Origin of the sequence: Faecalibacterium sp. (assembly GCF_052358865.1) — a bacterium.
Lineage (GTDB): Bacteria > Bacillota > Clostridia > Oscillospirales > Ruminococcaceae > Faecalibacterium > Faecalibacterium butyricigenerans.
Genome location: NZ_DAWCVJ010000052.1, coordinates 1 through 17,494, shown reverse-complemented (window position 1 = coordinate 17,494; position 17,494 = coordinate 1). Strand labels below are relative to the sequence as shown.

At 58.3% G+C, this 17,494-nt stretch carries 17 protein-coding genes and 1 pseudogene; 14 read left to right on the top strand and 4 right to left on the bottom strand.

The annotated features are described in order from the left end of the window. Positions 1–260: pseudogene (locus ACT8X9_RS09145) on the bottom strand (tRNA 2-thiocytidine biosynthesis protein TtcA); the annotation flags it as partial. A gap of 18 nt (positions 261–278) precedes the next feature. Continuing rightward, positions 279–1,406 (bottom strand): cysteine desulfurase family protein, encoded by a 1,128-nt coding sequence (locus ACT8X9_RS09140; protein ID WP_444268779.1) that lies wholly within the window; start codon positions 1,404–1,406, stop codon positions 279–281. Between the two features lie 358 nt (positions 1,407–1,764). Between ACT8X9_RS09140 and ACT8X9_RS09135 the strand changes: the two genes are divergently transcribed. From ACT8X9_RS09135 to ACT8X9_RS09115, 5 genes are all read left to right on the top strand, one after another. Continuing rightward, complete coding sequence (locus ACT8X9_RS09135; protein WP_227619965.1) at positions 1,765–3,126, top strand: uracil-xanthine permease family protein; 1,362 nt, start codon at positions 1,765–1,767, stop codon at positions 3,124–3,126. Positions 3,127–3,335: 209 nt separating this feature from the next. Next, complete coding sequence (locus ACT8X9_RS09130; protein ID WP_227619964.1) at positions 3,336–3,887, top strand: ferritin family protein; 552 nt, start codon at positions 3,336–3,338, stop codon at positions 3,885–3,887. Between the two features lie 139 nt (positions 3,888–4,026). Beyond that, positions 4,027–4,782: a heparan-alpha-glucosaminide N-acetyltransferase gene (locus ACT8X9_RS09125; protein WP_444268778.1), complete on the top strand. Its 756-nt coding sequence runs from the start codon at positions 4,027–4,029 to the stop codon at positions 4,780–4,782. Between the two features lie 177 nt (positions 4,783–4,959). Further along, positions 4,960–5,382, top strand: a complete 423-nt coding sequence (locus tag ACT8X9_RS09120) for a flavodoxin (RefSeq protein ID WP_444268777.1) — start codon at positions 4,960–4,962, stop codon at positions 5,380–5,382. A gap of 72 nt (positions 5,383–5,454) precedes the next feature. Next, positions 5,455–5,613, top strand: coding sequence for a DUF1540 domain-containing protein (locus ACT8X9_RS09115; protein ID WP_227619961.1), 159 nt, complete (start codon positions 5,455–5,457; stop codon positions 5,611–5,613). A gap of 59 nt (positions 5,614–5,672) precedes the next feature. On the opposite strand, the gene ACT8X9_RS09110 is transcribed toward ACT8X9_RS09115, so the two are convergent. Then, a complete protein-coding gene (locus ACT8X9_RS09110) occupies positions 5,673–6,284 on the bottom strand; it encodes an HAD family hydrolase (RefSeq protein WP_227619960.1) in 612 nt (203 codons plus the stop codon). A 131-nt stretch (positions 6,285–6,415) separates the two neighbouring features. Between ACT8X9_RS09110 and ACT8X9_RS09105 the strand changes: the two genes are divergently transcribed. The 5 genes from ACT8X9_RS09105 to ACT8X9_RS09085 all read left to right on the top strand — a co-directional run bounded on the left by ACT8X9_RS09105 (position 6,416) and on the right by ACT8X9_RS09085 (position 11,568). Further along, positions 6,416–6,709 (top strand): PRC-barrel domain-containing protein, encoded by a 294-nt coding sequence (locus ACT8X9_RS09105; protein ID WP_227619959.1) that lies wholly within the window; start codon positions 6,416–6,418, stop codon positions 6,707–6,709. Positions 6,710–6,837: 128 nt separating this feature from the next. Beyond that, positions 6,838–8,784 carry an LTA synthase family protein gene (locus tag ACT8X9_RS09100; RefSeq protein ID WP_444268776.1) on the top strand — a complete coding sequence of 649 codons (1,947 nt, stop codon included), beginning with the start codon at positions 6,838–6,840 and terminating at the stop codon, positions 8,782–8,784. 200 nt (positions 8,785–8,984) lie between these two features. Next, positions 8,985–9,707, top strand: a complete 723-nt coding sequence (gene rpsB / locus ACT8X9_RS09095) for a 30S ribosomal protein S2 (protein WP_015563994.1) — start codon at positions 8,985–8,987, stop codon at positions 9,705–9,707. Positions 9,708–9,758: 51 nt separating this feature from the next. Next, entirely contained in the window at positions 9,759–10,682 is a 924-nt protein-coding gene (tsf, locus tag ACT8X9_RS09090; protein WP_444268775.1) for a translation elongation factor Ts, read from the top strand. Positions 10,683–10,875: 193 nt separating this feature from the next. Continuing rightward, a complete protein-coding gene (locus tag ACT8X9_RS09085) occupies positions 10,876–11,568 on the top strand; it encodes an alpha/beta hydrolase (protein ID WP_444268774.1) in 693 nt (230 codons plus the stop codon). 176 nt (positions 11,569–11,744) lie between these two features. On the opposite strand, the gene ACT8X9_RS09080 is transcribed toward ACT8X9_RS09085, so the two are convergent. Continuing rightward, a complete protein-coding gene (locus ACT8X9_RS09080) occupies positions 11,745–13,472 on the bottom strand; it encodes a carbon starvation CstA family protein (protein ID WP_444268773.1) in 1,728 nt (575 codons plus the stop codon). Between the two features lie 817 nt (positions 13,473–14,289). Here ACT8X9_RS09080 and ACT8X9_RS09075 point away from each other — a divergent pair. The 4 genes from ACT8X9_RS09075 to ACT8X9_RS09060 all read left to right on the top strand — a co-directional run. Further along, positions 14,290–14,598, top strand: coding sequence for a YerC/YecD family TrpR-related protein (locus ACT8X9_RS09075; RefSeq protein ID WP_249234600.1), 309 nt, complete (start codon positions 14,290–14,292; stop codon positions 14,596–14,598). Positions 14,599–14,666: 68 nt separating this feature from the next. Then, complete coding sequence (locus ACT8X9_RS09070) at positions 14,667–15,008, top strand: hypothetical protein (protein ID WP_444268772.1); 342 nt, start codon at positions 14,667–14,669, stop codon at positions 15,006–15,008. 243 nt (positions 15,009–15,251) lie between these two features. After that, on the top strand, positions 15,252–15,920 hold the full coding sequence (locus ACT8X9_RS09065; RefSeq protein WP_444268771.1) for an HAD hydrolase-like protein: 669 nt from the start codon (positions 15,252–15,254) through the stop codon (positions 15,918–15,920). A 51-nt stretch (positions 15,921–15,971) separates the two neighbouring features. Continuing rightward, on the top strand, positions 15,972–17,494 hold a 1,523-nt coding region (locus ACT8X9_RS09060), incomplete at its 3' end, for an SGNH/GDSL hydrolase family protein (RefSeq protein ID WP_444268770.1).

Below are 17,494 nucleotides of genomic sequence, written 5' to 3'. Positions count from 1 at the left end.
CGGTTGATCTCGTTGTAGCCGGGGTCCATCACGAGAAAGACCAGTTCAAAGGGCCCATCGCTGTGGCGCTGCAGCTCCTGCATGAGCTTTGCCATCAGCATCGAGTCCTTGCCGCCTGAGATGCAGACGGCGATCTTGTCCCCGGCCTTGATGAGCTCGTAGCGTTTGACCGCCACAATGAAGGGGGTCCACAGCTCCTTGCGGTATTTTTTGATGATGCTTCGCTCGATGAGCTGGTAGGGTTCCATTTCGCGTTTCATGGGTCTCTGTCCTTTCCGTTATTGCGGCCGGGTCAGCCGGGTATAGCAGGCGTCGAAAGCGTGGAGAAAGCCGTTCAGTTCCTCCTGCGTGGTCAAGTGGCTCAGGCTGATGCGCCACGAGGAGAGGGCGTTCCGCCGGTCGCGGCTGACGGCGAACACAGCCCGGGAGGGCAGACCGTCCGACGAGCAGGCCGATTTGACCGACACGCAGACGCCCTCGGCGTCCAGCTCCCGCTGAAATACGGTGCCCTTGACATTCTCGACGCTCAGATTCAAGATGTGGGGGATCGCGTTCTCCGGGCTGTTGATGTGCACCTTCGGGTACTTGCTGAAGGCGTCGCGGAGGAAGGCATTCGCTTCCTTTACCCGGGCGGTACGCGCGGGCAGCTCCCCAACGGCGGCTTCCAGCGCCGTTTCCATCGAGGCCGCCAAGGCCACGGCAGGCGTGCCGCTGCGGTAGATAGTGGTGCTCTCGCCGCCGTGGATGAGCGGCGAGAGGGCAAGCTTTCGCCGTTTGAGCAGTAGGCCGATGCCGTTCAGACCGTAGAACTTATGGGCCGTCAGGCTCATGGTGTCCACCCCCTCAAAGGAGACGGGGATCTTGCCCACGGCCTGTGTGACATCTACGTGTAAGTGACAGTTGGGCCATGCCTGCAAGAGTTCTGAAATTTCTTTTACGGGCTGCACGACGCCCAGCTCACTGTCCACCAATGTCATCGCCACCGCGATGGTGTCGGGACGGAGAAGCTCTTTCAGATGCCCGAGGTCGATGGTCCCGTCCCGCCGGATGTCCACCAGATCGATCTCATAGCCCTGCTCCTGCAATGCGGTCAGGGTGCCGCTGACGGACGAGTGCTCCAGCGGGGTAGAGATGATGTGCCTGCCCGCATGGCGGGAGAGCTTCGCCAGACCCTTGAGGGCGAAGTTGTTGGCCTCGCTGGCCCCGGAGGTGTAGATGACCTCTGCGGGCTGTGCGCCCAAAAGCCCCGCGATGTTCTGGGTGGCGTGGTCGATGACCAGCTTGGCCTCCCGCCCGGCCTGATGGCGGGAATTCGCATTGCCGGGGCAGCTGCGCTCCACTTCACAAAAGCGCTCCAGCACCCCGGGGGAGGCGGGGGTGTTGGCGGAGTAGTCGAGATATATCATAAGCGTCCTTTTATAATAGTATGGCTGTTGTTGTTTCGGCTGCCGCCGCCGGCCCTGCGACCAACTGCGGCAATAGGTTATATTATAGTGTGGAATGCGGCATATTTCAAGGCCGTCAGCCCGCAGCTGACAGAAAATCACCGCAAAATACAGGAAAAAGGTTGTCAGTGTCCGGCGTTTATGCTATACTATGCCGAAGAATGAGAGGAAGGGGGAGAGCAGGATGCGGAAAAAGAGTCTGTCTTTTGTATGCGTCGGTTGTATCTTCCGTTTCCGATTTCGTCCCGAGATCTGAGGCATTGCCGCTTTCCTGCGGTAGTGCCTCTTTTTTTGGGCCTGCAAGTAGAAGGAGGAAATCATGAGTCAGAATATCGATTATTCCAAGGGCATTTATGATGCCCGCCAGCTGGGCGGGGGCCGGATGCTCATCCTTGGCATCCAGCATATGTTCGCCATGTTCGGCGCCACCGTTCTGGTGCCCCTGCTCACCGGTCTGAGCGTCTCCACCACCCTGCTCTGCGCAGGTCTGGGCACCCTGCTGTTCCACTTCATCACCAAGCGCAAGGTCCCGGCCTTCCTCGGCTCGTCCTTCGCGTATCTGGGCGGCTTCTCCATCGTGGCCCCCATGCTGGCCGACGCCGACGGCAACCTGACCGTTGCCAACACCCAGATGCTGCCCTATGCCTGCGCAGGCGTGGCGTTCTCGGGTCTGGTCTATCTGGTCGTCAGTCTGCTCATCTCCACCTTCGGCATCCGGCGCATCATGCGCTTCTTCCCGCCGGTGGTCACTGGCCCCATCATCATCGCCATCGGCCTGATCCTGGCCCCCTCGGCCATCAACAACTGTCAGGCAAACTGGCTGCTGGCCTTCGTGGCACTGGGCACGGTCATCGTCTGCAACATCTGGGGCAAGGGCATGGTCAAGATCCTGCCCATCCTCATCGGCGTGCTGGTCTCCTACGCGGTGGCCCTCGTGACCGGTGCAGTGGATTTTGAGCGCATCGCCTCCGCTGCATGGTTCGGCATCCCCCTCCACAAGGAGGCAATGGGCCTCTTCGCCATCGACGGCAGCCCCGAGTTCATCAGCGCCCTCTTCACCATCATCCCCATCGCCCTTGCGACCATGATGGAGCACGTCGGCGACATTGCAGCCATCAGTGCTACCGTCGGCCACAACTACATCAATGACCCCGGTCTGAACCGTACCCTGATGGGCGACGGCCTCGCCACCGCGCTGGCTGGCCTGCTGGGCGGCCCGGCCAACACCACCTACGGTGAGAACACCGGCGTTCTGGCTCTGAGCAAGATCTACGACCCCCTCGTCATCCGCATTGCCGCTGTGCTGGCCATCATCCTGAGCTTCAGCCCCAAGTTTGAGGCCGTCATCAACACCATCCCCACCGGCATCATCGGCGGCATCAGCTTCGTGCTCTACGGCATGATCTCCGCCATCGGTGTCCGCAATGTGGTCGAGAACCGGGTGGACTTCACCAACAGCCGAAACCTCATCATCGCCGCTGTCATTCTGGTGTCTGCGCTGGGCTTCAACTCGGTGGGCGGCCTGACCTTCGCGGTCGCTGGTGTGTCGGTCAACCTGTCCGGTCTGGCCATCGCCGCCATCGTGGGCATCCTGCTCAACGCCATCCTCCCCGGCAATGACTACGAGTTCGACTCTGCCGACGGTGCCGACGCTCCTTCCAGCGGCAACCTGCAGGTCTGAGGCAGGCAGAAAAAGCCCTTCTTCGGCAGAAGTGACATCTTTTATGTTCGTTTTTTGGACAAAGTGTGAGACTTTTATTAACTAAGAATAATTCTTAGAATCAGCCTTGACTAACTAGGAATTATTCGCTATAATAGACTCAGAAACAAGGCCTGCTGTACCAGAGCAGGCCACCCAATAACAACAAACAAAAATGGAGGATAAATCTTATGAAGAAGTACGTTTGCACCGTCTGTGGTTACATCGCTGAGGGCAGCATCCCCGAGCAGTGCCCTGTCTGCAAGGCTCCCGCTTCCGCTTTCGTCGAGAAGACCGGCAACACCTACGTCACCGAGCACGTCGTGGGCATCGGCAAGGCTGAGGGCGTTCCTCAGGAGATCGTCGATGGCCTGCGCGCCAACTTCGAGGGCGAGTGCAGCGAGGTCGGCATGTATCTGGCAATGGCTCGTGTGGCTGAGCGTGAGGGCTATCCCGAGATCGCTGAGGCATACAAGCGCTACGCCTACGAGGAGGCCGATCACGCTTCCCGTTTCGCCGAGCTGCTGGGTGAGGTCGTCACCGACAGCACCAAGAAGAACCTGATGATGCGTGCAGAGGCCGAGTGCGGTGCCTGCTCCGGCAAGATGGACCTCGCCAAGAAGGCTAAGGCTCTGAACCTCGACGCCATCCACGACACCGTCCACGAGATGGCAAAGGATGAGGCCCGTCACGGCCGCGGCTTCGAGGGCCTGCTGAAGCGCTACTTCAACACCGAAGTCTGAGCAAGGGTACTCCAGTCATTGTGATACGCCGCCCCGGCGTGCAGTTTACAGCTGCCGCCGGGGCGGCTTTTTGCATTTATTTTCCGGCTGTGTTATACTCTCTCTATCTCGACTTGGGGAAGAGGGAAGGATAAAAAATATGGAACAGCAACAATCGCTCCGCTATCGTCTGCTGGACGAGCTGCGGGGGCTTGACCTCATCAGCATGATGCTCTATCACGGGATGTGGGATGTGGTCTTTCTCTTTGGCATCCCGCAGAAGTGGTACATCGGGCGTCCGGGCTTTCTGTGGCAGCAGAGCATCTGCTGGGTCTTCATCCTGCTTTCGGGCTTCTGCCTGCCGCTGGGGCATCATCCGTTCCGGCGGGGAGCTGTCGTATTCGGGGCTGGTGCGATGGTCACGGCGGTCACGCTGCTCTTCCTGCCGGAGGACGTGGTGTGGTTCGGTGTGCTGACGCTGCTGGGTTCGGCGATGCTCCTCACGGCAGTGCTGGACGGCCTGCTGCGCCGCATCCCGCCCGCTGTGGGTGTGGTGGTCAGCGCAGCGCTCTTCTGGGTGACATATCCCACGATGAGAGGCTTCTGGAACCTGCCCGGCGGGCGGCTGGCTCTGCCGCAGGCCCTCTATGCCAATGGTCTGACAGCCTATCTCGGCTTCATGCCGAAGGACTTTTTCTCCACCGACTATTTCCCGCTGCTGCCGTGGCTGTTTTTGTTCTGGGTGGGGTACTTTCTCCATCAGCTGGTGGGCCGTGCGGGGATGGAGCCTCTGCGCCGGTCAGTCTGCCCGCCGCTGGGCTGGATGGGGCGTCACTCGCTGGTGCTCTACCTGCTCCACCAGCCGGTCATCCTCGGCGTGCTGACGGTGGCATTCCGGCTGATGAGGGCAGCGTAAAGAACCAAAAAAGTTAGCACGCTCGACCGCTTGACAAAGCGGGGCTGCTGTGGTACTCTATGAATGGTTAGAGAAACCTAACCTGTGAAGTGCGTCTGAACCTGCATCTGACGCATTTTTACAGGACAGAAAGTTAGAAATAGCTAACCTAATAAAGCAAAAGTGAGGCTGAACATTATGAGCAAAGTAGCAATCGTATTCTGGAGCGCAACGGGCAATACCGAGACTATGGCAAACTGCATCGCTGAGGGTGCAGGCACTGCCGCCGCCATCGTGCCCTGTGCCGAGATGGACGCAGCAAAGCTGGGCGAGTATGACGTGGTGGCATTCGGCTGCCCGGCAATGGGCGCAGAGCAGCTGGAGGAGAGCGAGTTCGAGCCGATGTTCGCAGGCCTCGAGGGCTCTCTGAACGGCAAGAAGGTGGCTCTGTTCGGCTCCTACGGCTGGGGCGACGGCCAGTGGATGCGCGATTGGTGTGAGCGCGTCAAGGAGGACGGCGCACAGCTGTTCAGCGAAGAGGGCCTCATCTGCAATGAGACTCCTGACGACGACACGCAGGCTGCATGCCGCAAGCTGGGCGCTGATCTGGCCAACTGGTAAAAAATAACACCGATACATCCTGCATAACGCTTTGTCCTTGGGGCAACCTAGGGACAAAGAGGTGATGAACAAATGGAAAACACAGGTGTTCGCTGTGATGTCTGCGAGTGCCGTCACAACGTGGAAAGCTGCAAATGTGATCTGCCGCAGATCACGGTGACGGAGCGCTGCACCTGCTCTTCGCAGCAGGTGGACATCCCGCACTATTGCCAGAGCTACGAGAAAAAGTAACCTCTGCGCATAAAAAAGACCTCTGCCCGGCAAAGCCGTCGGGCAGAGGTCTTTTGCTGTCAGTGGATGGTGACGCCGAAGGTGGGAAGGCTGCGCAGCAGGCTGCCTACACTGTGCATCTGGTAGGTGCCGAGGCCCAGAAGGCTGGCAGCCTTGATGTTATCGGCACGGTCATCGATGAAGATACACTCGTCGGCTTTCAGCTGGTATTTGTCCAGCAGCGCCTGATAGATGCGGGGGTCGGGCTTGTTGATCTTCACCTCGCAGGAGGCTACGCCGCCGTCGAAGAGACCCTTGAAGTCCCGCTCCATCAGCAGGGCAAGCACATCCTCGGGAATGTTGCTCAGGTAGTAGACGCAGTAGCCATGCTGCTTGAGCTGCTCGACAAGGGTCTGCATCCGGCGGCGGGGGCGGAGGATATGCATCCAGTCGTCCAGAACGCCCTGTACCTCAAAGGCGCGGCCTGCCTTTTTGGCCCGGTCGAGCATCCGGAGGTTCGCTTCGCCGCGGGTGATCCTGCCGGCATCCAGCAGCTGCCATTCCTCACTGCCGAAGGTCAGGGCAAAGACTTCGTCCTCCACCTCGTGGTTCCCGAACAGATCGACCAGATACTCGTAAGGGTCGAAATCCACCATGACGCCGCCGAAATCGAATACGATATTTTTATACATCCGTTATCCCTCTTAAAAAGTTGAAATTCACTGTGCCCAGTATAGCACATCCGGGGCAGGTTTTTCCAGCCCTTTTGCATTCTGATCTCCGCTCCGGCATAGGATGAAGGGAAAAGGGGGGCGGGGGATCTATGACCTTTCGGGAACTTTGCACCAAGGAGGTCGTCCAGCTGAAGGATGGGGCCTGCCTTGGCCGGGTGGATGATCTGGAACTGGACGAGGCTTCGGCCCGCATCGAGAGCCTGCTTTTGCTGGGACGCCCCCGGCTGTTCGGGCTTCTGGGACGGGATGAGACGCTGACCATCCCATGGGCGGACATCGAGCGCATCGGGTTGGACGCCATCCTTGTGCGGACCGACATCCCGGCGGCACCACCCTCCCGCGGAGGACTGCTGGACAAATTACGTCAATGGCTGAACGGATGAAAGTTTTTCAACTGTTTTTTGTCTGTCGGGACTGGATTTTGGAGGAAGGAGGATTATAATAGAAAACCGGACAGAACTTGCTGCCCATAAATGACTAGAAAAACCGCAGAAGTGAAAGGAACTTCTTTATGAAACACCATTCCAAGGCGGCGCCCGTCTGGCTGCACGGGGCGCGGCTTCTCTTTCCGCCCGCAGCCACCCTCCTGTTTCTGGTGCTGACCGAGTGGATCGCCCGGGGCACTCTGAATGCAGACACCTTTTTGCAGTACATCTTCCCCCATGCGGAGGCCTATCTTCTGGCGTGGGGGCTGCTCTTCCTTGTCTGGCTGGCGCTGGACTGGCTTACCCGCTTTGCTCCGCTGGCAACGCTGCTGTCAGCCCTGCTGGGCTGTCTGCCCGCTACGGTGGATTTCTACACCCTTCAGCTGCGGGGTGAGCCGTTCCTTCCGTGGGACTTGGCACAGGTGTCCGAGGCGGCAGGTGTGGCCTCCGCTGCAGGCATCCATGTCCAGACCAGCATGATCCTCTCCGCTGTTCTGGTGCTGGCGCTGACGGTCGGCTCCTTCTTCCTCTACCGGGGACGGCAGAAGCTGCCGTGGGTACGGCGGCTGGCGGGCTTTGCGGCCAGCACGGCGGCAGTCTGCGCCCTCGTCTTCGGCGTGTTTTTGCAGCCTGCCGTTACGCAGGCTCTGGGCATCTTGCCCGACGCATGGATGCAGGACCGCTACTACCGCTACTATGGCGTTGTCACCAGCTTCCTCACCAACCTGACGAATCTGGAGATCGACAAGCCCGAAAGCTACTCGGAAGAAGCCATCGACGCCATCCTCGACGACGTGGAGGCAGGGGAGAAGTATACCACCAGCCCGGCCTACCCCGACTCCTACGCCGCCCAGACCCCGGCAGAGGAGCGGGTGGAGCAGCCCACCATTATCTATGTGATGGATGAGTCCTACTGGGACGTCTCGGAGCTGGAACAGTATGGCTTCCAGTTCGACACCGACGTCTCGGCCAACCTCCACGCGCTCCAGCAGAACAGCGCCTATGGCCGGGTCTACAGCCCCAGCTTCGGCGGCGGCACCTGTGACGTGGAGTTCGAGGCTCTGACCGGCTACTCGGTGTCCTATCTGCCGAACGGCAGCAAGCCCTACCAGCAGCATGTGACAAAGCCCATGTTCGCCCTGCCCAGCTACCTCAAGACGCAGGGCTACCAGACGGCGGCAGTGCACTGCTTCTGGGCCAGATATTGGAGCCGCGATACGGCCTACCCCAACCTCGGGCTGGACGATTTCATCAGCCTTGAGAAGATGCACGGCGTCGAGAAGGTGCGCCGCCACTACTGGACGACGGGCCTCGTCACCGACGACTCGATGGCCGACCAGATCATCGGCCAGTACGAGACGATGAAGGAGAAGTCTGACGCGCCGGTCTTCCTCCACGCCGTCACCATGCAGAACCATACCAATTATAATAAGGACAACTACCCCGACGACCAGCGGGTGAAGGTCACGGAAGCCCCGGCGGGCCTCAAGGCCAGCACCGTGGGTGCGCTGGAAGACTTCGCCACCGGCATCCGGGACGCCGACGCCATGCTGGGAAAACTGACGGAGTACTTCTCGCAGGTGGACGAGCCAGTCATTCTGGTGTTCTGGGGCGACCACTACAACCCCATCGACTCTAACTACGATATCTACACTCGCAGCGGCTATGCCAGCGATTCCAGCGCCGATCCCCGTCTCCACCAGACGACGCTGCTGATGTGGTCGAACTACTCCGACCGCGCGGTCGATCTCGGCACCATCGCCGCCTACGACATCTCGCCGGTGATGATGGAGCTGTTCGGCCTGCGTCAGCCTCTCTACTTCCAGTTCCTTGGCCGCCAGCTCCGCGCCGCCTACCGGGCCAACACCCGGGGCACCATCATGGAAAAGGACGGCACGACCTCGAACGAGCTGACGCCCTTGCAGCAGAAATGGAGCGACGAGCACTGGCTCCTTCAGTATGACCTCATGTTCGGCAAGGGGTATGCACTCGGCCGGATGGGTCTTGAGGAGCTGGCCAAGGACGCAGAGTGACGAAAAAGTGCGTTCCATTTTAGAAAAAAGCACGAAAACCCCTTGCAACAGCGCTTCGTTTGTGCTATTATTACTTAGCATTACACACGCATCACTATGCCCTTTTGTGCTCTTAGGAGTGGAGGGCAGTCCGCCGCCGTCCGATACGGCGGCAGATCACGGTGTGCGGAGGCAAAACAAATTTTGGAGGTAATTTTACTATGGCAGTCGTTTCTATGAAGCAGCTTCTCGAGGCAGGCGTTCACTTTGGTCACCAGACCCGCCGCTGGAACCCCAAGATGGCGAAGTATATCTTCACCGAGCGCAACGGCATCTATATCATCGACCTGCAGAAGACCGTCAAGAAGCTGGACGAGGCTTACAACTACGTGAAGGAAGTTGCAGCTGAGGGCGGCGACATCCTGTTCGTCGGCACCAAGAAGCAGGCTCAGGAGTCCATCCGTGACGAGGCTCTGCGCTGCGGTATGCACTATGTCAACGCTCGCTGGCTGGGCGGTATGCTGACCAACTTCCGCACCATCCGTAAGCGCATCGACCGCATGGCTCAGCTGCAGAACATGAAGGACAACGGCACCTTCGAGCTGCTGCCCAAGAAGGAAGTGGCTAAGCTGGAGCTGGAGATGGAGAAGCTGGACAAGTACCTCGGCGGCGTCAAGAACATGAAGACCCTGCCCAAGGCTATGTTCATCGTCGATCCTCACAAGGAGCGCATCGCTGTTGCTGAGGCCCGCAAGCTGAACATCCCCATCGTTGCTATCGTTGATACCAACTGCAACCCCGACGAGATCGATTACGTCATCCCCGGCAACGACGACGCTATCCGCGCTGTCAAGCTGATCGCTGGCGCTATGGCTGACGCTGTGCTGGAAGGCAAGCAGGGCAATCAGGAGGCCGCTCCCGCTGAGGACGCAGCAAACGCCTGATTTTCCCGATTCTCACAAACCAATCAATAATGTGTAAGGGAGAATACTAAAATGGCTATTACTGCAAAGGACGTTATGGAACTGCGCAAGCAGACCGACTGCGGCATGATGGAGTGCAAGAAGGCTCTGACCGAGGCTGACGGCAACTTCGAGAAGGCTGTCGAGATCCTGCGTGAGCGTGGTCTGGCTACCGCCGCCAAGAAGGCAAGCCGCGTGGCTGCCGAGGGCATGGTCTACGCTGATTACTGCCCCGAGTGCAAGGTCGGCGTCGTCATCGAGGTCAACGCCGAGACCGACTTCGTCGCCAAGAACGACAAGTTCGTTGCCTTCGTCAAGGAGGCCACTAAGGTCATCATGAAGCAGAACCCCGCTGATGTCGAGGCTCTGATGGCATGCAAGACCGAGAGCGGCGAGACCGTCGATGAGGCTCTGAAGAACCTCATCCTGGTCATCAAGGAGAACATCAAGGTCCGCCGTTTCGTCCGTTACGAGGGCGTCTGCTCTGCATACGTCCACGGCGGCGGCACCCACGGCATCTTGGTCAACTTCGAGACCACCAACGGCATCGAGGCTAAGGACGAGTTCGCTGCATACGGCAAGGATGTTGCCATGCAGGTCGCAGCTGCCAACCCCAGCTACGTCGATGAGGCTGCTGTCCCCGCTGAGGTCGTCGCCAAGGAGAAGGAGATCCTCCTCGCTCAGATGGCTAACGACCCCAAGAACGCCAACAAGCCCGACGCTGTCAAGCAGAAGATGATCGAGGGCAAGATCAAGAAGTACTTCAAGGAGAACTGCCTGGTCGATCAGGAGTTCGTCAAGGACGGCGACATGACCGTTGGTCAGTACACTGCCAAGGTCTCGAAGGATCTGGGCGGCGACATCAAGGTCATCAAATTCACCCACTTCGTCAAGGGCGAGGGCCTGGAGAAGCGTTCTGACGACTTCGCTGCTGAAGTCGCAAGCATGGTGAAGTAAGCCAGCTTCTACTGCTGAAGTAAACGAGAGCCGCAGTGCCTGTAACAGGGCGCTGCGGCTCTTTTTGTTTGCATTCGGACCCAGGATATGTTATGCTAAAGAAGCTATGAAAGAAAGGAGGACGACCGAAATGAATTTGAATGAATCCGCGTCTTTCCAGAAGGAGAGCGCGGCCTGACAAAGGAGCACTCCTATGAAGAAACTTGAATTTGAAATTGCGGGCATCCCGGCACTTCTCGTCGGTGAGCCGTCCGAAAGGCTTTATCTGTATGTCCATGGAAAGATGGGCTGTAAAGAGGAAGCGCTGGATTTTGCAGAGCATGCCTGCCCGGCAGGGTATCAGGTGCTGGCTATCGACCTGCCCGAGCACGGCCAGCGGAAGGGGAGAACGGAAAAGCTCCTGCCATGGGTCGCCGTGCCAGAGCTTCAGGCCGTTTACCGATATGCCGCCGCACGCTGGCCGGAGGTCTCGCTTCGCGCTACCAGCATCGGTGCATGGCTGTCTATGCAGGCATTGCAGAGAATGCCGCTGGAAAAGGCTCTGCTGGTCTCACCTGTGGTGGACATGGAAGACCTCATCACCCATATGATGCAGTGGGCGGATGTCACAGGGGCACAGCTGGAAGCGAAAGGAGAGATTCCGACCACCTTCGGCGAGACGCTTTCATGGCCCTATCTTTGCTGGGTGAAGGAGCATCCCATCTGCTGGAAGGTGCCGACACAGGTGCTCTATGGCGGTAAGGACAATTTGACCAGCCGCCCAGTCATCGAAGCGTTTTGCGATAAGAGCAGCGCAACACTGACCGTGATGGAAGAGGGAGAGCACTGGTTCCATACCGAGCTGCAATTGGCTGTTCTGCAGGAATGGGAGCGAGCACATATCTGAAAGAATTTGAGCGCTATGGCATCCAGCCCCGGGCCTTTAAGCTGAAGGACGGCACCTACCGGGATGAGATCATCATGGTGAAGATGTTGTAACCGGAACAGAACAAAAACGCCGCTGACGGCTTCAGAACCGTCAGCGGCGTTTTGCGCTTATTCAGTCAACAGCGGTCAGTAAAATCAGACGTTGACCTCGCTGTTGTGCTCCGCCTTCTTGTAGGCGGAGGCGGAGTGGAACACGATGTTCAGGCCCAGAACGATCAGCAGAACAGCAAGGATGAGCTGCAGGCCGTTGGCGATGAACACAGCGCCCCAAGTGGTCTCACCGGCAGGGATGGCGACAGAAGCAGCATTGCTGATGGCCTTGACCATAGCGATGAGGCGCTGCACCAGAGCAGTGAAGGTGACGCAGAGCATAATGACCAGCGGGGGGAAGAGCATCTTGTTGTTGCGGCCAGTGACCTTCAGGAAGACGCACAGGGTGGCGAGGACCAGAGCGCTCAACAGCTGGTTTGCAGAACCAAACAGGGGCCAGATGTTGGCGTAGCCGATCTTGGTCAGGATGAAGCCGAACACCAGAGTGATGAAGGTAGAGAAGTAGACGTTGCACAGCAGCTTGCGCCAGCCCTCAGCGTGCTCCATATCATCGACGCTGAACAGCTCCTGAAAGCTCATGCGGCCGATGCGGGCCACGGCGTCAAGGCTGGTCAGGGCCAGTGCGGAAACGCACATGGTCATAAAGACGGTAGCAGCATAAGCGGGGACGCCGAACATCTCAAAGAAACCGGCAACGCCACGGCTGAAGATCTGGAACGGAGTACCGGCAGCGGGAGTGCCGTCAGCAGCTGCTGCAGCACCGGCGACGCACAGAGCCAGAACAGCCAGCAGGCTCTCCAGAACCATTGCGCCGTAGCCGACCTTCAGCATATCCTTTTCGTTTTCGACGGTCTTGGAGGAAGTGCCGGAGGAAACAAGGCTGTGGAAACCGGAAACAGCACCGCAGGCCACGGTGACGAACAGAATGGGGAACATCGTGCCCAGCTTCTCGTTGGTGAAACCGGTGAAGACGGGCAGATTCATGGTGGGGTGGGCGACCAGCAGGCCGACCACAGCGCCGATGATCATGGCCACGAACATAAAGGTGGTCATGTGGTCACGGGGCTGCTTCAGCAGCCACATGGGCAGGACTGCGGCAAAGAAGATGTAGACGAAGGTGATATAGCTCCATGCAGCCTTGCCCAGAATGATCGGCAGGTTTGCACCGATGACGAAGGAAAGCACGATGAAGACGATGCTGATGACGCTCTCCTTCCAGCCGGAGAAGTTGAACTTCTTCTGGACGAGACCAAAGACGACTGCAAAGACCATGAACATGATAGAGACCATACCGGCAGCACCGTTGGTCTGAGCAGCCTCGACCAGAGCACCGTCTGCGCCGAAGGCGTTGAAAGTGCCGGCGACCATGTCCGCGAAGGCAGCGATGACGATGCCGCAGAACAGCCAGCAGAACAGCAGGAACAGCTTACGGCCGGTCTTACCGATGTACTTTTCGATCAGCATACCCATGCTCTTGCCGTCGTTCTTGACGGAAGCGTACAGAGCGCCGAAGTCGGTGACAGCACCGAAGAAGATGCCGCCGATGAGCACCCACAGCAGGACGGGCAGCCAGCCAAAGGCTGCGGCCTGAATGGCACCGGTGACAGGGCCTGCACCGGCGATGGAGCTGAACTGATGTGCAAAGACGGTCCAGCCGTTGGTGGGGACATAGTCACGGCCGTCCTCGTGGACGACTGCGGGAGTCTTGGCTTTGGGGTCGATGCCCCATTTGTTGGCCAGCCAGCGGCCGTACAGCGTATAAGCGCCGAACAGACACACGGCTGCGATCAAAACGATGACCAGCGTATTCATTTCTCTATACCTCTTTCCTTTCTTTCACACCGGCAACCGGCAACGTGTCAGGCAGGGCGGCTGTGCCCAAAAGCAGAGCAGGCGAAACGGCCCGGAGGGTGAAAAAAGCCTCCGTCCTCACTGGAAGGATAGAACACAAGGATGCATCCTATCTTCCTCGAAGACGAAGGCCAAACGGCGTATGCACACCGGTCGTTCTCCGCGGTACCACTTCGTTTGCTGCTTTCAGGAGCAGCCGCTTGCGCGTACAGGCGTTTGGCCGCCGATACGCTGCCCTGTAACGTGGGCTGAACGGCCACGCGCTACTGCCCAAAAAGGGGTTCACGCAGGCTGCTCGCAGGTGAGGGCTGATCGCACTGTGCTGCCGCCTTGCACCGGGATGGCGGCTCTCTGAGCGCAGGGAATGCGAAAAGTCATGTCCTGTTCATTGCATTTGCCGAATGATTGTGTATACTTTAGTCCCGATTTCATAATTTGTCAATATATTTTGGGCAAGTTAGGAGACTCTTCCATTTTTGCGGCGGCGAAGATAAGAAATTTTAGACGATTTTTGTTCAAACGTGAGATGAATAAAACTGAACACGACGACAGATGAAATCTGATAATCTTTGCCAAAGAAAATCAAAATGCATGACTTTTGCGCTTTCAAGAGCTAAAGTACTAACGTAACAAGAGCATGAAAGATCCTCTATTCTATCACAAGAGCAAGGCAGAAAATCGTGCAGCAGGAAAACAGCATAAATAGGTGATTCCATGCTGCTGCCATCGCATGAAAAAGTTGAATTACTATCCATGAAGTGCCGCAAAGGAGGCAGCTATGGCGGATAAAAACCCCAGAAAAAACCCCACCACCGATGCATTGTTCGATGCGATCCTCAGCTTGGAGACGCGGGAGGAGTGCTATAACTTCTTTGAGGACCTCTGCACGGTCAAGGAGATCTCCGATATGGCCCAGCGGCTGGAAGCGGCGAAGCTTCTGCTCAACGGCAGTACCTACGACCAGATCGTGAAGGCAGTGGAGATCAGCACCGCCACCATCAGCCGCATCAACCGCTGCATCCAGTATGGCTCCGGCGGCTACCGCGATACCATTGAGAAAGTGCAGAAGGCCGCAAAGCCGGAGTGACATCCGGGCGGGGCCGTACATAGGATGGACTGTGCCCTATCCCTATGAGAGAAAGGAAGGTCCTTCTTATGGCTGATACCACCAACTGCACCCACTGTGTTGTCTGCGATTGTCCCGCCCTGCCGCGCGTTACCTTCGATCAGGCAGTCATCGACCTGATGGAGAGCATCGCTCTGCAGGAGTCGGCGCTGAGCCATATCCTCTGTGCCGAGACCCAGAAGATGAAGGCGGCCCTCAGCATGGAGGAGCTTGACCTGTGCAAGCTGCTGGAGGTCAACGACTCTGCCACCAACATGGTCCACGCCGTAGCGAACCTTGAGCTGGTGCTGAAGGAGAAGCTGGAATTTATCGCCAACAACCTCTACTATCCCTCGACGGAGAACAACACCTGCACCACCACCGAGAGCTGATGTCAGGTGAGATGAGAAAGTAAAAACGGACAAAAGGCCCTTCTGTGCAGGACGGACTGCGCAGAGGGGCCTTACTGTTCCCGGGAAATACAGAGCGAATGCCCGGCGTCGGGAGCGCTCGTGCAGCGGGGACCTGTATAAAAATATGTATAAAAGTCTGAAAAGTGTTTTGTTGGAATTGCTGAATATCGAAATCTGTGCTATACTATATAGTGTTTATCTAAGAGAAAGGGGAACCTGACCTTGCTGCACTACGATGCGATCCTGTTTGACGTGGACGGTACGCTCATTGATTCCGCCCCCGGCATTCTCAATACACTGGAAGAAGTTTTTAAGGCGATGGGCGTGGATGTTGCCCGGAGCGACCTGAACCGCTACATCGGCCCGCCCCTCCGCAAGAGCTTTGGCGAGCATTTCTCGGACCCCGCCAAGATCGAGGAGGCCACCGAGCGCTACCGCACGAGTTATGCCGTCAAGGGCAGCCATGAGGGGGATGTTTACCCCGGCGTGGTGGAGATGCTGGGCCGCCTCAAGGCCGCAGGGCTGACCCTCTGCACGGCCACCTGCAAGCCCACCCATGTCGTGACGCCCATTCTGGAAGAGCAGGGGCTTTCCTCCTACTTCTCGTTCGTGGGCGGCGCGTCAATGGACGAGAGCCGTGACAACAAGACGGACGTCATCCGTCATGTCCTCGACCAGCCGGTCATGCAGGGCAAGCGGGTTCTGATGGTCGGCGACCGCTGTGACGATATGCAGGGCGCAAGGAACTGCGGGCTGGACGCCGCCGCGGTGCTATATGGTTACGGCAGCAGGGAGGAGGTCACGCCCTTTGCACCGGTCTTTATGGCCACAGACTGCAAGGAGTTGACGGAATGGATCCTTCGCCCTGTGGACGAGCTTTCCCATTCCTGAACGAGAGGAATCGTGTTTATGAGTCGAAAAATGCAATCGGAAAAAGAAAATATGACTCTCATGCAGAAGCGGGCTGTTCTGGTCTGCATTCTCTGTGTTCTGGCCGTGCTGCTGACCTTCGGCATCACGACCGCGCTCTTGAAAAAGGGCGGCGACGCCCCCGCGCCCTCGGTCTCTGAGTCGGCGGCAGACCCCGCTCCGGGCGAAGACCTGTCGGGCCATTACCAGATCGACAACGCCTCTGCCGCCCTGCTGACGGAGACCGCCGACGCCGGTGCGGATTACCTGAACGACACCCTCTTCTTGGGCGACTCCAATACCGTCCGCCTCTACAACAACGGCCTCATCTCGCTGCAGCAGTTCTGCGCGAAGGAGGGCATCGGTACGCAGGCGGCGCTCAACGAGGGCATCGTTACCTTTAAGAAAGATTCGAACCACTACACCATCCCGCAGGCTGTAGCCATGATGAAGCCCCGCCGGGTGGTCATGACCTTCGGCACCAACGACACCGGGATGGAAGTCTCGGACTTCATCGCCCACTATACGGCGCTGGTTCAAGCCGTCCAGCAGAGCTACCCCTATACCGACATCATCGTGAACACCGTGCCGCCTGTCCCGGTCGATCACTCCAACTATCCCCACATGGACCAGTCCAAGATCGACGACTTCAATATGGCTCTTCTGAATATGTGCGAGCAGTTGGGAGTCCGTTTCCTTAACTCTGCCGAGGCTCTCAAAGGCAGCGACGGCTACGGCATCGCGGACTATTATACCAGCGGCGACATCCACCTCAAGAGCGTCGGCCTCAAAGCTGTGCTGAATTATATCCGCACCCACGCCTGTCAGACCGATGACCGCCGCCCGGACACCAACAACATCCCCACCCGCACGATGGAGTATGTCTCCAACCCCAGCTCCGCAGTGGCCGCGCCCAGTTCGGAGGCTGCAAGCTCCAGCGGGAGCCTGAGCGAAAGCGCCAGCAGCTCCGAAAGCTCGAGCAGCAGTGAGAGCACCAGCTCCAGCGAGGGCAAGAAGTTCGAGGCCCACTACCATGTGGACAAGAACGGCGGCGGCACTTTGAGCGTGGGCGGCGATACCGGCAACAACTCTGTGACCTATACCGTCACCGACCCCAGCAAGTCCATCACGGTGACGGCTGTCCCGGCGGACGGCTATGTCTTCGTCAAGTGGAGCGACGGTCTCACCAGCAAGACCCGCACCGATACCGATTTCAAGCAGAATCTGGATGTCACGGCGGTGTTTGGCGCTGCGTCCGTCCACATCACCAGCGAGGGCAAGGGGGCTGTGGGCAGCTCCTATACCTTCAAGGCCAACCTCAGCGGCAAGTATGCCAAGGCCGAACATCTGCGCTGGTACGCCAATGGGCAGGAGGTCACGCAGGCGGCGGGCAAATCCACCATCACCGTTGTGGTGGACAGCTCGATGGTCAACGCCTCCTACAAGATCCACGCAGTCGTCACCTATAACGACTGCAAGGTGAGCAGCAACACCCTGACCATCACCATCGGCAGCGGTGTGTCCAGCGAGTCTGCTCCTGCCAGCAGCTCGTCCTG

Excerpts from the sequence above, each read along its gene's own strand:
- ACT8X9_RS09140 (WP_444268779.1), bottom strand. The coding sequence starts at position 1,406 with ATGATATATCTCGACTACTCCGCCAACACCCCCGCCTCCCCCGGGGTG.
- ACT8X9_RS09135 (WP_227619965.1), top strand. The coding sequence starts at position 1,765 with ATGAGTCAGAATATCGATTATTCCAAGGGCATTTATGATGCCCGCCAG.
- ACT8X9_RS09130 (WP_227619964.1), top strand. The coding sequence starts at position 3,336 with ATGAAGAAGTACGTTTGCACCGTCTGTGGTTACATCGCTGAGGGCAGC.
- ACT8X9_RS09125 (WP_444268778.1), top strand. The coding sequence starts at position 4,027 with ATGGAACAGCAACAATCGCTCCGCTATCGTCTGCTGGACGAGCTGCGG.
- ACT8X9_RS09120 (WP_444268777.1), top strand. The coding sequence starts at position 4,960 with ATGAGCAAAGTAGCAATCGTATTCTGGAGCGCAACGGGCAATACCGAG.
- ACT8X9_RS09115 (WP_227619961.1), top strand. The coding sequence starts at position 5,455 with ATGGAAAACACAGGTGTTCGCTGTGATGTCTGCGAGTGCCGTCACAAC.
- ACT8X9_RS09110 (WP_227619960.1), bottom strand. The coding sequence starts at position 6,284 with ATGTATAAAAATATCGTATTCGATTTCGGCGGCGTCATGGTGGATTTC.
- ACT8X9_RS09105 (WP_227619959.1), top strand. The coding sequence starts at position 6,416 with ATGACCTTTCGGGAACTTTGCACCAAGGAGGTCGTCCAGCTGAAGGAT.
- ACT8X9_RS09100 (WP_444268776.1), top strand. The coding sequence starts at position 6,838 with ATGAAACACCATTCCAAGGCGGCGCCCGTCTGGCTGCACGGGGCGCGG.
- rpsB (WP_015563994.1), top strand. The coding sequence starts at position 8,985 with ATGGCAGTCGTTTCTATGAAGCAGCTTCTCGAGGCAGGCGTTCACTTT.
- tsf (WP_444268775.1), top strand. The coding sequence starts at position 9,759 with ATGGCTATTACTGCAAAGGACGTTATGGAACTGCGCAAGCAGACCGAC.
- ACT8X9_RS09085 (WP_444268774.1), top strand. The coding sequence starts at position 10,876 with ATGAAGAAACTTGAATTTGAAATTGCGGGCATCCCGGCACTTCTCGTC.
- ACT8X9_RS09080 (WP_444268773.1), bottom strand. The coding sequence starts at position 13,472 with ATGAATACGCTGGTCATCGTTTTGATCGCAGCCGTGTGTCTGTTCGGC.
- ACT8X9_RS09075 (WP_249234600.1), top strand. The coding sequence starts at position 14,290 with ATGGCGGATAAAAACCCCAGAAAAAACCCCACCACCGATGCATTGTTC.
- ACT8X9_RS09070 (WP_444268772.1), top strand. The coding sequence starts at position 14,667 with ATGGCTGATACCACCAACTGCACCCACTGTGTTGTCTGCGATTGTCCC.